14 protein-coding genes and 1 pseudogene are annotated in these 14,697 nt (G+C 56.8%); 10 read left to right on the forward strand and 5 right to left on the reverse strand.

Annotation, left to right across the window (positions count from 1 at the left end; genetic code table 11):
- The first annotated feature begins 28 nt into the window (after positions 1 to 28).
- From J3R75_RS14305 to ilvD, 7 genes are all read left to right on the forward strand, one after another.
- Positions 29 to 1,702: an FAD-binding protein gene (locus J3R75_RS14305; RefSeq protein WP_307262788.1), complete on the forward strand. Its 1,674-nt coding sequence runs from the start codon at positions 29 to 31 to the stop codon at positions 1,700 to 1,702.
- Between the two features lie 2 nt (positions 1,703 to 1,704).
- Positions 1,705 to 3,273, forward strand: a complete 1,569-nt coding sequence (gene fdrA / locus J3R75_RS14310) for an acyl-CoA synthetase FdrA (RefSeq protein ID WP_307262790.1) — start codon at positions 1,705 to 1,707, stop codon at positions 3,271 to 3,273.
- Positions 3,270 to 4,709 (forward strand): YlbE family protein, encoded by a 1,440-nt coding sequence (locus J3R75_RS14315; protein WP_307262793.1) that lies wholly within the window; start codon positions 3,270 to 3,272, stop codon positions 4,707 to 4,709. The genes fdrA and J3R75_RS14315 overlap by 4 nt, the downstream gene beginning before the upstream one ends.
- Positions 4,710 to 4,817: 108 nt before the next feature.
- Positions 4,818 to 5,585, forward strand: a complete 768-nt coding sequence (locus J3R75_RS14320) for an SDR family NAD(P)-dependent oxidoreductase (protein ID WP_307262795.1) — start codon at positions 4,818 to 4,820, stop codon at positions 5,583 to 5,585.
- Positions 5,586 to 5,598: 13 nt separating this feature from the next.
- The gene (locus J3R75_RS14325) at positions 5,599 to 6,501 is read left to right on the forward strand and encodes an MBL fold metallo-hydrolase (RefSeq protein WP_307262797.1); all 903 of its coding nucleotides are present in this window, start codon (positions 5,599 to 5,601) and stop codon (positions 6,499 to 6,501) included.
- Complete coding sequence (locus J3R75_RS14330; RefSeq protein WP_307262799.1) at positions 6,498 to 7,400, forward strand: dihydrodipicolinate synthase family protein; 903 nt, start codon at positions 6,498 to 6,500, stop codon at positions 7,398 to 7,400. The genes J3R75_RS14325 and J3R75_RS14330 overlap by 4 nt, the downstream gene beginning before the upstream one ends.
- Positions 7,397 to 9,052 (forward strand): dihydroxy-acid dehydratase, encoded by a 1,656-nt coding sequence (gene ilvD / locus J3R75_RS14335; protein ID WP_307262801.1) that lies wholly within the window; start codon positions 7,397 to 7,399, stop codon positions 9,050 to 9,052. Before J3R75_RS14330 ends, ilvD begins: the two co-directional genes overlap by 4 nt.
- A gap of 165 nt (positions 9,053 to 9,217) precedes the next feature.
- Here ilvD and J3R75_RS14340 read toward each other — a convergent pair whose 3' ends face one another.
- Positions 9,218 to 10,576, reverse strand: coding sequence for a transposase (locus J3R75_RS14340; RefSeq protein WP_307259069.1), 1,359 nt, complete (start codon positions 10,574 to 10,576; stop codon positions 9,218 to 9,220).
- A gap of 2 nt (positions 10,577 to 10,578) precedes the next feature.
- Positions 10,579 to 10,926 carry an HTH domain-containing protein gene (locus tag J3R75_RS14345; protein ID WP_307259070.1) on the reverse strand — a complete coding sequence of 116 codons (348 nt, stop codon included), beginning with the start codon at positions 10,924 to 10,926 and terminating at the stop codon, positions 10,579 to 10,581.
- 317 nt (positions 10,927 to 11,243) lie between these two features.
- Between J3R75_RS14345 and J3R75_RS14350 the strand changes: the two genes are divergently transcribed.
- Positions 11,244 to 11,408: a hypothetical protein gene (locus J3R75_RS14350; protein WP_307262803.1), complete on the forward strand. Its 165-nt coding sequence runs from the start codon at positions 11,244 to 11,246 to the stop codon at positions 11,406 to 11,408.
- 111 nt (positions 11,409 to 11,519) lie between these two features.
- Positions 11,520 to 12,608, forward strand: a complete 1,089-nt coding sequence (locus tag J3R75_RS14355) for a Gfo/Idh/MocA family protein (RefSeq protein ID WP_307262805.1) — start codon at positions 11,520 to 11,522, stop codon at positions 12,606 to 12,608.
- On the opposite strand, the gene J3R75_RS14360 is transcribed toward J3R75_RS14355, so the two are convergent.
- The 3 genes and pseudogenes from J3R75_RS14360 to J3R75_RS19910 all read right to left on the reverse strand — a co-directional run.
- The gene (locus J3R75_RS14360) at positions 12,575 to 13,588 is read right to left on the reverse strand and encodes a hypothetical protein (protein ID WP_307262808.1); all 1,014 of its coding nucleotides are present in this window, start codon (positions 13,586 to 13,588) and stop codon (positions 12,575 to 12,577) included. The two genes, J3R75_RS14355 and J3R75_RS14360, sit on opposite strands and share 34 nt — an antisense overlap.
- 134 nt (positions 13,589 to 13,722) lie before the next feature.
- Positions 13,723 to 13,974: a hypothetical protein gene (locus J3R75_RS14365; protein ID WP_307259863.1), complete on the reverse strand. Its 252-nt coding sequence runs from the start codon at positions 13,972 to 13,974 to the stop codon at positions 13,723 to 13,725.
- Positions 13,975 to 14,083: 109 nt separating this feature from the next.
- A pseudogene (locus J3R75_RS19910) lies at positions 14,084 to 14,275 on the reverse strand (DUF6788 family protein); the annotation flags it as partial.
- A 148-nt stretch (positions 14,276 to 14,423) separates the two neighbouring features.
- Between J3R75_RS19910 and J3R75_RS14370 the strand changes: the two are divergent.
- Positions 14,424 to 14,606 carry a hypothetical protein gene (locus J3R75_RS14370; protein ID WP_307262810.1) on the forward strand — a complete coding sequence of 61 codons (183 nt, stop codon included), beginning with the start codon at positions 14,424 to 14,426 and terminating at the stop codon, positions 14,604 to 14,606.
- The last annotated feature ends 91 nt before the right edge of the window (positions 14,607 to 14,697 follow it).

Below are 14,697 nucleotides of genomic sequence, written 5' to 3' on the forward strand. Positions count from 1 at the left end.
ATATGAACCGACATATGAATGGTGCGACATGCGGTATAGGGAGTTTACAGCGGACGTCGTGGTAGTTGGAGCTGGCATAGCTGGTTTACGGTCTGCGCTAGCGGCCTCTGGGCGTGGCGTGTCGGTGTTGATGGTCAGCAAGGGCGCTGCTGCTTCGCCGGCGGTTATTGGTTTTAACGCGCCAGTGGGAGCAGGTGACAGCGGCGATTTGTTTTATCGTGACACGAGTGCTGGTGGTGGTGGGCTCAATGACCGCGAGTTGGCCAAGCTCTTAACTGGGCAAGCGGTGGGCGTGTTGCGGGAGTTTGAGGCCTTGGGGTTCAGCTTTGATCGTGAGGGTGCTGCCTACGATGTACTTCAGCCTCTGGGCAGCAGTTGTCCTCGCCTGGTTCATCAGTCCAATCACACGGGGTCGGCGACCATGGCCATGATGCGTGAGGAGCTATTGCGCCGGCAGGTCAAAGAATGTTCTGGGGTAACGGCGTTGGACTTGTTGCGCGATCGGCATCGTGTCTGCGGGCTGTTGGCGGCAGATCCGCTTCGGGATGAGATATGGGTTATTAGCGCTGGCGCGGTGGTGTTGGCCAATGGTGGCGGCAGTGGTATTTATGCCGACAGCACCTATCCGGACGGGATTGCCGGCGATGGCTATGGCATGGCGTATCGCGCTGGCGCGTCGTTGCTTGACATGGAATTTGTGCAGTTTGAGCCCTGTCGCTGCATTTGGCCACGCAAGCTGGGCATTTCCACCACGTTGCTGGCCAGAGGGGGGGAACTGCGCAACCGCCTGGGTGAACGATTTATATGCAAGCGCTATCCTGGTGGCGAAGGCACGGTAGCCAAAGATATGTTGGCCCGGCTGATCGCTCTGGAAATAAAAGCGGGTCATGTGAGTGAGCACGGCGGGGTGTATCTGGATTTGCGCATGCTGCCGGAAAAAGTGCTCAAGCGAGACCATTCCATGTATTACGAGCGCTTTTTGCGCGCCGGGATTGATCTGACGACGGAACGGATTGAAGTTGCGCCGGCCGCTCACACCTTCATGGGCGGGGTCAAGATCGACGCTGGTTGTGGCTGTGGGGTGCCGGGGCTTTTTGCCGCCGGCGAAGTGACTGGGGGTATTCACGGTGCCAACCGCCTGGGCGGCAATGCGGGCACGGAAATATATGTGTTCGGTAAAATTGCCGGGGACAGCGCTGCAGAGTATGTCCACCGGCATGGCCAAGTGTCCATTTCAGATCAGGAACGAAGGATGATAGACGAGCGCGTTGGCCATCTCCATGGCCGCGATGCGTCCGTTGTCATTCAGAACGCCAAAACGCTCATCAAAAACACCATGGGGACGTATGCCGGCGCAGTCAGGTGTGCGGATGGACTGGCGCGGGCAGGGCGGATTATTCAAGAACTAGCTACTGAATTCAAGAACTACCAAGCCGCCAGCGTGCAGGAATTGACTCAGTTCACTGAACTGAAAAACATGATGTTGACTGCGGAACTCGTGGTTGCGGCGGCACATCGGCGCCAGGAGAGCCGGGGCGTGCATTTTCGCGAGGATTTTCCAGAACGCGATGACCGGCACTGGTGCAAAAGCATCGCAATCACCCCGGGGGCTGCCAGCTATGAATTGACAACCGTTGCCCGCAATGGGGAGATTTGCGCTGAAGGACGTCGTGCCGAAAAAAGTCGCAGGGAGAAATTCTGATTATGATCTGTAATTATGTGAAGACGAACGACTATCGCGATTCGGTGTTTTTGATGGGCCTGGGCCGCCGACTTGGCCAGGTCCCTGGCTTGGAGCGGGTGGCGGTGCTGATGGCGACGCCGATGAACCTATCGTTGCTGGACGATATGGGTGTACTGGGGCCAGCGGGCAAAGCGGCCGGACCGAATGACCTGATCATAGCGATGTCGGTGACGGATGAAGAAACGGGCAAGAAAGTCAAAGCGCGACTGGACGCGCTGCTCAACGAGAAGAAGCCGCAGCAAAAGGGCTCGGGGGCCTGTCGCGATATCGCATCGGCTCTGCGACAGTTGCCGGGCGCCGACTTGGTGGTGATTTCCTTGCCTGGCGAATTTGCGGTTGTCGAGGCGGAAAAGGCGTTGAATGCAGGGCTTAACGTCTTCATGTTCAGCGACAACGTCGCTATTGAAGATGAGCGTAAGCTCAAACAGATGGCGCGTGACAAGAATTTGTTGATGATGGGGCCAGGCTGCGGCTTATCGTTCCTCAACGGCAACGCCATTGGTTTATGCAGCAAAGTCCGGCGCGGTCCGATCGGCTTGGCGGCGGCTTCCGGGAGCGGATTACAGGAAACCATGGTGTTGATCGACCGCTTCGGTTCCGGCGTGTCCCAGGCAATCGGCGTGGGCGGGCGAGATCTGGGTGACGAGATTGGCGGCATTACCATGCTGCAGGCGATTGATATTCTTGAGGCTGATGCTGACACCAAGGTCATCGTGGTAATCTCCAAACCGCCGGGTAAAAACACCGAGCGCAAGATCATGGATCGGCTAAGGACCTGTTCCAAGCCGGTCATGGTGAATTTCATCAACGGTGACAAGGAGGCGATAGTCCAGGCGGGAGCAGTAGCGACCGAGACCTTTGCCGAAACTGCCTTGGCGGCAATTTCGCGGCTTGCGCTTCCGGTAGCCACCAAGACAGTTGACATAACGGCAGTCGAACTCAGCGCCATTGCGGCGAGGGAAGTGGGACGATATGCTCCCGAGCAGCGTTACCTGCGCGGGATATACTGCGGTGGGACCCTGGCGGAAGAGGCCATGCTGATTATGCGTCGGAGCATTGGGGAAATTTATGCCAACGCCCCACTCAGTCCAGACATGCTGCTGGCCAATCCTCAGATCAGCCGTGAGCACTGCGTCATCGATATTGGCGCTGAAGAATTTACGCGGGGCAAGCCCCACGCGGCGATTGATCCGTCGCCGCGACTGGACCGCTTCCGTACTGAAGCCGCCGACCCAGCCGTCGCCCTGATCCTGATGGATTTTCTGTTGGGTTACGGCTGCAATCCTGATCCCGCCGGCATGATGGCGGAAACAATTGCCGAAGCCATTGCCACCGCTGAACGGGCTGGACGGCATCTTAGCGTCGTGGCCTCAATTTGCGGCTCGGAATTGGACCCGCAGGGGTTTTCAGCACAAAAGGCAAAACTGAGTGCGGCCGGAGTGATGGTCATGCCCAGCAACTCCGCCGCCGCCAGGTTGGCGGCCGCGATCATTGCCATGAAAAACGGCGTTGCCGGAGGGAGAAAATGACTACAGCCTTACCGATTCGTTCGCCGCTCAAGGTCATATGCATCGGCGCTGAGGTTTTTGCCGACGCGTTGCGGGAACAGGCCATTGAAACCATCCAGCTGCAATGGTCGCCGCCGGCGGAAAGCGTCCGCAACTTTCAGCGGCAGCTCTGCGAGCTGCGCGCGAGTCCATTGGCGGGCAAGATTGCCGCCGCCAACGCGAAAGTCATTGAGTCACTGCTGAATGCCGATCCCTGCTGGGTTGATATGAAACCGGCGATTGACGTCGTTCCCGGGTTAACGCCGAACATGATCTTGAAATCCGGCCCGCCCTTGCCCTGGGAGCAACTCTGTCCGACTCAGCGCATGGGGATCTGCAACGGGGTTATATACGAAGGCCTGGCGACCTGCGAGGCTGAAGCGGAGGCGCTCGTGCGCTCGGGCAAGATTGAATATCATGCCGCCAACGACTTTGCGGTCGTGGGGCCGGGTGCCGGCATTGTGACGCCGTCGATGATCGTCAATGTGGTTGAAGACCGGCACAGCGGCAAGCGCGGTTACTGTGCTCCGTTTGAAGGTCCGAACAAAGGCGGTCTCAGTGGCTGGGGCATATACAATGCCGATATCAAAAAGCATCTCGATCTGCTCCGTGACGTGGTCGGGCCGATCTTTGCCAAAATGCTTAAACGCATTGAGGGCATTCCCATGAAGGCGATTATTACCCGGGGGGGTGAGATGGGCGACGAGACCCATTCGCGTCAGGAAGCCGAGAGTCTGATCCTGATCAACAAGCTGTTTTTCCTGCTGTTTGCGGAACCGGCTATTCCGGCGGACACCTTACGCTGCTGTGTTGATTTTCTGGACAAGACGCCGCGCTTTTTCCATCCGCTGGGGATGGCATCGGCCATGGCGACCCTGCAGGCAATGAAGCACGTGGAGTATTCAACCGTGGTTACGGCGCAGGTCGGCAACGGCGTGGAATACGGCATCAAGGTCAGTTCCATGGGCGATCAGTGGTTCACGGCGCCATCACCGCAGTTGAAAGGCATGTTTCTGTCTTCGGACACCAGGCAGGAGGACGTCCTGCCATGGATCGGTGACAGTTGTATCCTTGAAGCCATTGGCCTGGGCGGCTTCGCGGCAGCGGCGTCACCGGCGGTGGCGCGGCTAACCGGTGGAACCTTCGCTGACGCCATCGCGCAATCTCGGGAAATGGCGGACATCTGTCTTTGTGAAAACCGCAATTTTCTGTTGCCGGCTTTGGATTATGCCGGTAGTCCGGCGGGAATTGACATGTTGAAAGTACTGGCTACTGGCATTCAGCCGGTGCTGCATGGCGGGATGATTTCCAAAACCGGCAAACGCATGGGGGCCGGCATGACCCGCGTGCCGCTGGAATGTTTTGCGCAGGCCTTTACGGCGTTTGCCGCGAAATATCGCGAAGGAATACCAGGTTGACCGCTATGGGCACGGAAAGCAAACTGGTGGTCGCTGCCGGCAGTCAGGCGATATGCTTTTACTGCCTCAGGAGCAACATAGTGACACTCACAGGAGACCATATAGACCATGGACGCTGAACTGAAAAATCAGGTAGCGGTCATTACCGGTGCTTCGCAAGGCATCGGCCAGGCTTGTGCCGTGGCCTTTGCGCATGCGGGAGCGGATGTCGCTTTTACCTACGGGCAGAACCATGAAGCGGCCGAACACACCGCCGCGCTGGTGCGCGACGCCGGGCCCAAGGTATTCTTCGCGGCAGCTGACGCCGCCGACCCCGTGGCGACAGAGGCGTTTATGCGCGACGTGATGGATACCTTCGGACAAGTCGATATTCTCGTCAATAATGTCGGCGGCGCCGATGCCACGCCTAATACCGGCTTCGCCGATATGCCAATGGATTACTGGCATCGGCAGTTCGCAAAAAATTTTTTCAGTGCGGTTTCCTACAGTCGTTTGGCGTTGCGGTCGATGGTTCCGCGTCGATGTGGCAGCATCATCAACATTGGCTCCGTGCATACCAGCCGGGTGATCAATTTGGATGTCATGCCCTATGCCTGCGCCAAGCAGGCGTTGAATCATCTGACTCGCTGCCTGGCGGTGGAAATGGCGCCTCACGCTATTCGGGTCAACTGTATTGCGCCGGGGCTGATTAAGACCGCGCTGACCGAAAATCGCTATAATCAGGATTGGTGGGACAAGGTCTTCGCAAAAATCCCGATGGCCAGGGCGGGTTCGGCCGCTGAAGTTGCCGAATTAGCGCTGTTTTTGGCTTCGGCCAGGTCCAGTTACATCACCGGGCAGATTATCGGTATTGACGGTGGTAGGACGCTGCAGTAACCCAAAGGGACTGATGAAAATGGAAATTTGTCCCGGCATTCATGTGTTGAAATACCCCTGTGGCACCGCGTGGACTGGCATGGTGTTGATTGTGCGCCGACGTGTTGTCTTGATTGACACGGCATTTGCGCCGGCGATTGATTCGCTGCTGTATCCGTACCTGGAAACGTTGGGGCTGATAGCGGCTGACATTGATGTGATCATCAACACCCATGTCCATGGCGATCATATTGGTGGCAATGCGCGGCTGCAAGCCGAAACCGGCGCCGAGCTCGCGGTTCATGAGCTCGGGGCGGCAAAGCTGCGCGATCCCTATTTGCATCTGAACAGGATTCGCAGTCGCTTCTCGCCGCTGGTTCCTTTTCAGGAGGTCCCGGCGGGACTGGCGCCCGTGATAGCGGATCGGGTCCTGCATGACGGCGACCGCATCGATCTGGGCGATTCCGAATTGCGGATCATCCATACGCCGGGGCACGACAGCGATTCGCTCTGCATATGTGAGCCGCAATCGGGATGTCTGTTCAGTGGCGATACATTACAGGGACAAGGCACGCTCAGTGCCGGGCTGGCTTTCTATCAGGATTTACCCGCGTATCGGCACAGCCTGCAAAAGATTGCCGCCATGTCAGGCCGGATTAACTGCCTTATTGCCGGGCATCCTTTTTCTCCCACCGATGGCATCATGCGCGGCGAGCAGGTGACTGAGTTCCTGGCGGCCTGTCGCGAGACGACCGATCGCTATGATCATGAGCTAAGGAGACTGCTGCAAGCGCACCACGACTGCAACGACCTCAAATACTTTACCGATGAGCTGCTGGCCAGTGCCGGTCTGACGGCCAAACCGACGGTTCCCGTGCTGGCTTTCCACACCGTTGCGGAACATCTCAAAGACATCCAGGGAACTCAGTCGCTATGAAAATGACCCTACAGGGAATTATCTGTGCCTTGATTACTCCGCTCACTGAGCAGGAGAAGATTGATCTGCGCGGCGTTGACCAGCTGCTTGAACGGGTTATTGGCGGCGGGATCAATACTCTGCTGGCGCTTGGATCAACGGGCGAACAGGCGATGTTGCGTGATGCTGAAAAGCAACGTTTGCTGCAAGCAGTCAAAAGCGCGCTTCCGGCTGGCGTTGCGCTGATTGTCGGGACGGGTGACACCGGGACGGAGCGGGCAATCGACAACGCCAAGATGGCTCAGGACGCCGGCGCGGATGCAGTCATCGTCACCCCGCCGAGTTATTATCCTTTTGCCGACGGGTCATTGCAGGAGTACTACGAGCGCATCGCTGAGGCGATAGCTCTCCCCGTTATTCTTTACAATATCAGCCGCTTTACTGGGAATAAGCTGTCGCCAGAACTGGTAACCAAGCTCAGCGCTGATCAGCGGATCATTGGTATCAAAGACAGTGATCGCGATATGGACTATTTCCGTCAGCTCCTTAAGCTCACCCAGGCGCACAAGCATTTTGCGGTCATTCAGGGCAGCGACCGTTTGTTGGTGGAAAGTTTTGTCGCCGGGTCGCCGGCCGGGGTTTCTGTCACCGCCAATATCTATCCGGAACTCACGGTGAGTTTATATGAACAGTGTCGGCGGGGCGATAGCGTCGGCGCGCAAACACTGCAGCAGCGCAATTTGGAGTTGGTCAAAGTCATCATTCGTCATGGCTGTTTTCCGGTAGAATTAAAAACGGCCGCGGCTGGGCTGGGCCTGTGTCAGGCCATGGCGAGTTCACCGTTTCCGGTTCTTTCTGAGCAGGATAGGCAACAGCTCGTTCATGACGTGCAAAAAATAATCGCGGGAGAAACGGTATGAATCAGCGCAGTAAACTGGATTTTGGCATTGCCAGCGTGAAACGCGACGGCATTCTCATGGGCTTGGGGTACACCAGAGAGGAAATTAGGAAGCCCTACATCGCCGTGGTCAACTCCTGGAACGAGTACAATCCCGGGCACATTCATCTGCGGGAGATTGCCGAACGGGTGAAAGCCGGCATTCGTGAAGCCGGCGGGCTGCCTTTTGAGGTGGTCACGACTGGTCTCTGCGATGGCATGGTGCTCAAGGACCCCCGCTATATTGAACTGCCCAGCCGCAACCTGATCGCCGATGAAGTCGAGCTCAATGTGGAAGCCAATATGTTCGACGGCATGGTGCTGTTGAGTACCTGCGATTCAATTGTGCCTGGGCACCTGATGGCGGCGGCGCGGCTGGATATTCCCGCAGTAGTGGTGACCGGCGGATATATGCCGCACTGCTTCTACCGAGGGCACGAGATCGGCCTGACTGAAGTGTCCAGCTCGGTCGGCAAAGTGATGGAAGGCAAAATGCCCCGCGGCGATTTCGACGACATGGTCGGCTGCGCTCATGCGGGGCAGGGGGCCTGCGGGAGCATGACCACCGCCAATAGCATGTGCTGTATCGCGGAAGCCCTCGGCATGGCCATGCCGAACAATTCGACCACGGATGCCACCAACAAACGCATCGGCGGTATGGCATACGAGGCCGGACGCCACGTGATGCGCATGCTGGCGGCGGGCATCACCACTCGCGCTATCATTACCGAAAAAGCTCTGGAAAACGCCATCATCACCGATATCGCCATCGGTGGCTCAACCAATCTGCTGCTGCATATTCCAGCCATCGCTACCGAGGCCGGGATCGATCGCGACTGGTGGAAATTCTTCGACGAAGCTTCGCATCGCATTCCACTGTTGACGGGCATCGCTCCCAACGGCAAGTATTATTTCAAGGACTTCGATGCCGCCGGTGGCATGCAGGCTCTGCTGAAAAATCTCATGCCCAAGCTTCATGCCGACTGTCTGGCGATTAACGGCAAAACGATTGGCGAGAATGCTGCCGGTGCACCGATCTATAATGCCGAGGTCATTCGTTCTTTGGACAATCCGGTGATCAATGACGGCGGTATCGCCGTGCTCTATGGCAATATCGCGCCCGAGGGTGCGATCATCAAAACGGCGGCGGTGCCGGAATCCATGCTGCGTTTTGTCGGGGGGGCAAAAGTCTTCCATGACGTCGATGACGCCACCGCGGCCTTGCGGCGCGGCGACATTACCCCCGGCACGGTAGTCGTCATCCGTTATCTCGGCCCCAAGGGGCGTTTCGGGACCACCGCCTTCACTTTCCAGAAAGAGCTTGCTGGCATGAGCATCGCCGACAACGTGGCGATCATTACTGACGGACGCTTCTCCGGCGGCACCTCTGGCCTCAGCATTGGCTATGTATCACCGGAAGCTGCCGTGGGCGGACCGCTCAACGCAATCGCTGACGGCGACATCATTCACATCGATATCCCGCAACGCACGCTCAAGGTCATGCTGTCTGACGCCGAGATCAAGCGGCGCCAAGCCCAGGTTGACTGGACCTTCAATGTCCCCAATTGCCGGCCATTTTTGCGCCTCTTCGCGCGCAACGTGACCTCAACCGCCAAAGGGGCGACGTGGTATTGAGCGCAAGGTTTTCTGTAATGTGCGAAATTTCGTGATAGAAAGCGAGACTTGACATAGTGGTTCTGAAGCCTTTGCCTGCGCCGTAGGCGCTTAACTATGCTTAACCCCATGCTTCAGCATGGGGTTAAGCATGGTACTGGACTTTGGACAATCTTGCACGGACTCCTACGCAACGTCCGGTGCTGATTTTTTTCCCTCCGCCAGCTCGCTTTGCATTAAACGCACCAGATCGCGCAGGGATGGACGGGTGACCGGGTCGTTTCGCCACCGTTCTCGCGTTGGGAATGCCTCGTTTCGCTTGTCATCGTAGAGTCGTATGCTTGCCAGAAGCAAAGCGGCATAGCAAGCCGAGATGAAAGCGGGCACTTTAGCTACTGAATCTTTGTTCCACACCTGGGCTTTGCCAATGCCAAGTATTGCTTTCTGGTCTCGAAAGCTGACTTCGATCTCCCAGCGAAGCAAGTAAGCCCTTATAGCCTGTTCGATCGTGATCTTGTTTATGGCACCGGTTACGACCAGGAAGGCAGGCTGCCGATAGAGAGTGCGCCCATTCTTGGTCAGACGATAGGGAAAAGGCTTAATGACTATGAGATTACAGGGCTGATCGTGGGTCGCACCCGGCCACCTGACGTTTTGGACGCACTTGTAATGCACGGCAAGTTTACGTCCGTGCTTGAATACCTCCATGGTCCGCGTTTCGTAGTTGTCGCTGGCAAGAATATCCTTGGGTGAAGGCAGACGTTGGCCGTACTTGCGATTGCCTTTGCGTTGTTCGGGGCAAAGAGGCTCGACAAAGACCGTGTCCTTCCTCGCTCGCGCGACGATCACGGTGTTGTGAGGAGGATCAGTCAGGAAACAGCTGTTGGCAAAACTGCCGTCGGCGCTTTGGATAAGGACACGGTCGTAACCGCCAGGTATTGCGTCGATTGCCCCACGAAGGGAAAAAAGCTGCTGGCGACCGCGCACACTCATGTTGTGCTTTTTCTTCTCTTCCTTCAGTATCTGTTCCTCCTCCGGACTTGTCACTTTTCCAGCCTTGACCGGTGGTGCGTGTCTGAACGCCACGGGTACGGCTCGACTGGAGTTGGGATCAGAGCCGTGGCACATGATGGTCGTTTCCAGATAGCGCTGGCCAATGACCAGATTGACATGAAACGGGGGGCTGATAGGGTCCCGGGCGTAAGCAGTACCGGGGATTTTTTTGCCGGTCTTGCGCACGAGCGTATCGTCGATGGCGGAAATGATGGGGTCGTAGACTGGGCAGAGACTGACGGCCTCCTGGATAATGGGCCCGAATATGCCTTCACAGTCCCATTTACTCCGGGAGAAAAGTTTATAGAACGCGCTCCAGTGGAACACCATATCTAGAAAGTTAATGGCGCTGGTTATGGTTTTTGGATGACTGGCGCCCAAAAGGCCGATGCCTATCGTGACAAATCGCTTTCGTGACCGAACATCCTTGATGCCCACGCTCAGAGTCGCCAAAAAAGCACGCAACCACACAAGCAGCGATTTGTTTTCCATGGCTAATCGTCCTCCTCTTGGTCCAGCAGTGCAAATTCGTTGCGTCCTGTACGCCGGAACGTGTGTCCGTCGAGAACCTTCTTGGTCATCGCCGACACGATGGACTCGCGACGCAGCTTCACGCCATGGCGCTTCTGCACGCGGTCAAGGATCTCATTGATGTGAAGAGGCTCCCCCGCTTCTCGGAGTATATCGCTAACTAGTAACATGTTAGATCTTTTTCCGGCTGCCTTTCGGTTCGCTTCCAGGCGACCGTCCAAACCTTTGGCCGAGCGCAATGCCTTTAGTCCGGATTCAAGCATTGTTTCCAAGACATTACAGAGATCGTTGCTGCTGATTTCTTTTGCCATACCCGTAGCCCTTCCTTGTTGTGACCAGACACGCCAGCATTCAAGCTACGGGTAGCATAATACGGAGTAGGTAGAATGCAAATTAATTTTTAGATTTATTTTTAAACAAAAAAAATTGTCCAAAGTCCAGAACTATGCTTAACCCCATGCTTCAGCATGGGGTTAAGCATGGTAGTGCCCCTACGGGGCAAATTGGCAACTACAAGTGTCATCATAAAACTTCGCACATTTACCGATTTTCAGATCGTGATGAAGATGGGAACTGATTGGAAGCCGGTTACTGGTCATTCCATTCACAGCAGCAAGGAGAAAACGATATGCGTTTCACAGTAATTGCGGGCATGCTCTTGTTTCCGGCGCGGGTCCACTGCGCCCAGCGGGCGGTGTTGGAGAGCGCCCGGGCGTATCCGGTAGCGGCCGAGGTCGATCTCGTGGTGGTCGGCAGCGGCGTCGGTGGCATGGAAACTGATAAAAAACAGTAGTAAACAGTGGTAGGGTATTTATAGGCCCTGCCGGGCGGTGCCCGTCTGCTGTGGCTGTACGCGCAGTGGACGTTGTTCGTGGCATGGTTGTTAGCAAAGGACAGAATGACGATGGACAAGAACTTGACGGTTGCGATCATTGGTTGTGGCAAATTCAGCCCGAATTTTGTACCGTTGTTCAAAGCGCATCCGCTGGTGGACAAGGTGTATGTCTGTGATTTGCTGCCGGATCGGGCGGCGGCCGTCGCGCAAAAATTTGGCGTTGAGATCGTGGGGTCTTTTGAAGAGGTCCTCAAACGGCGGGACATCAACGCGGTGGCGATATTTACGCAGCGGCATTTGCATGGGCCGCAGGTGCTGGCGGCGTTGGCGTCTGGCAAGCACGTGTATTCGGCGGTGCCGATGGCCAGCGAAGTCGAGCAGTGTCAGCAGATCGTGGAGCTGGTCAAGAAGACCGGCCAGACCTACATGATGGGCGAGACCTGCTACTATTATCCCAGCGCCATGTACTGCCGCGAAGCCTATCACGCCGGCAGCTTCGGCAAATTCGTGTATGGCGAGGCGCAGTATCACCACGACATCGGCCACTTTTCGCAGGAGTACCGTAACGATTTGCTCAATGCGGGGTTGCCGCCTTTCTATTATCCGACCCACTCCACGGCGATGATCCTGTCGGCGGTGGATTCATACGCGCTGAAGGTCGTCGCTTTCGGCTACGAAGACCAGGAAGACGACCAGATCTATAAGCGGAACGTCAACCAGTGGGACAATGTTTTTTCCAATTCCTACTCCATGATGAAGCTGGCCAACGGCGGCACCGCGCGGATCAACGAATGCCGGCGCATCGGCTATAAAGCCCCCAGTTCCTACGTGTCGGCGTTCTATGGCACCGAAGGCGCATACCAGTTCAGCAACGCCCAGCATCTGCTGACGGTGAAGGCGCCCCAGGGCGTGACGCTGACCGACGTCAGCGCGCGCGTCAATCCCGTGGCGATGACGGAACATGCGGACGACCCAGAGTTCAAGCAGAAAGTCGCCAATCACAAGTGGCAATGTGATAACTTCGCGCCCATTCAGCAGGCCGATGCAGACCGCCTTCCCGCGAGTTTCAAAGTGCCGGGTTTTCCCAATGGCCACAGGGTGCAATTCCCAAAAGTGGGTAACGCCTATGCAGCCAGGCCATTGAGTAAATCGGCGTAGAACATGTTCCAGTTGTTGGTTTTAAGCTGACACCGCAGGTGGAGTGCCGCCTCCGCGTTCTCCAGCTTCCAGAACATGCCCGCACCTTTGATTCTCAGGTTCACGATTCTGCGCACGGCGCTTTCAATCGCTCCAGAGCCAATCGGCTGTTTCTCTCTGCTGAGCCTGGCATAGTCAATTGCCGACATGTTGGTTTTGAAATACGCATATTCCCGCCTGATGACCGCGTTGCCACGCCGTCTTGATTTGGCCAGTTCAGCCAGGAACACTGCGGGAGGAGCCTTCTTGAGCAGTTTTTTCATGTTGTCGAGCCACGCGCGCTTCTCGATCTGGCTTGCAAACGTCTTAGCCTCCGCGACGCTTGCAAGATGCTCGACCGCGTGGTAGTAGTCAAGGCACGTTGACACGCGCGCCCTGTCGATGCCGACTTCTTCGATAATCTGGTCGATCCTGTTCCATATCCATTTTGCGCCGTCGCCCAGGAACGTGATTGACTTTGCGTCCTGCGCGCCCATCGCCCTGAGCTCCGCCACCAGCAGCCGAGTGATGTCCTCCGGGCCGCCGATGGTGCCGTCGCAGCGTTCAAGTCCCTTGCGCATTTTCCGGCCCTCGGCGTCCAGTTCGTAGATGATGAACAGCTTTGGTTCGCGCCAGTCGGCGACATAGGTATGATAGCCCTTGGCGGTCTTGCGCCCGCGCTTGTTCGTGCGTATGAGGACGCGTCCCCCGTCCATGGCAACCGCGAGTCTTTTTCCCTCGGCCTCGTTGCTCACACGAAGACAAGCGAGCCGTCGTTCCCTCGCTTTCAGGGAAGCATGACCGACAGCCCGGCTGATCGTGCCGACGCGCTTGGCCGAAATGTCCCGGCCCCGTAAGCGCAACGCATTGGACGCCTCTTCGTAGGAGTCTCGCAGCCCTTCCAGCGTGACATCCTCGCACAAAGCAGGCGAAGCGCCGGCAAGGACGCCTAACAAAAGCAAAGCGGGAAACCTGCCTGTGCCCGCCACGCCGCGTCTACCCGTGCCGCGCTTGCGCCCGCGACGCTTCTCTTTTACGGGCAGATAGTAGGCCGCGGTAATCGAGGTATACTTCCCATGCTTGAGCTGAATGCTGGTCAGCCTTTGCCCGTGGTACCGGAGTTTTTTTTAGCGGGCCTTTCTATTCGGACGTCTCCCACCGTCTTTTGCAGCACCTCCGCCACGATGTCGTCCATCGCCTGTCCCAACAGGCGATCCGGTGTGTTTTCCGCTTCCTTGAAGGTCTTCGCCGACGGGCTCCGGTTGAATGTTTTCAGCGCCTGGACGATCTCGGCTTTGCGTTCGAGAAGCTTTTTTTCCACCAGGGCGTTCAGTTCTTCGTCCGTCATTCCCATTTTCCTTGATCTCCTTGATGTTGAGTTCAGTCAGTTCCTCGATGATTGCCCATGCGCGCTCATACATGGCCACGGCACGCTCAAACGCTTTTTCCTCGGACGGCTTCACATACTGGATCTTGTTTTTCGAACCAGCTGAAGACCGCGACAGGTAGCAGAACGGATGCTGCTTGCCTTTCGCGCATTCGCATTGTGCGCGCCCGCACTTGCGCGTCGTATGGACAATCGATCCGCGCACCAGACCACACAGCTTCACCAGTTCCTTTGCCAAATCGCGTTGCTTTTCCATCGCCATCGTCGCAACTCCTTGTATATATGCGGTTTAACATACCATACAACGACAACAAAAAAAAGCAAGTCGAGTACTTGCAAAAAAAATGGGGGGGGGTAGTGTTTACCCCATCGCGCAATGACCCACTTTTGGGAATTGCACCCATGGCCACATGGCCTCGCATCAGCTGCTGATCGACGATTTCTGCAGGGCCGCCGTCCATGGCACGCTGCCACCCGTACACGCTTGGAATGCGGCGCGCTGGACCATACCCGGCCTCCTTGCCCACAAATCCCTGCTGCTGGACGGCGAGCCACAGATTGTGCCGGACTGCGGCGAACCACCGCAGGAGTGACGCGTACGGGTATGTCCCTCCCGTGACGCCGCCGTCCCGGCGGCAATCATCCTGGGAGCGCCGCCGTTCCGGCGGCGATGTTTTTTTATCC

This window comes from Oligosphaera ethanolica, from assembly GCF_030814695.1.
Lineage (GTDB): Bacteria > Verrucomicrobiota > Lentisphaeria > Oligosphaerales > Oligosphaeraceae > Oligosphaera > Oligosphaera ethanolica.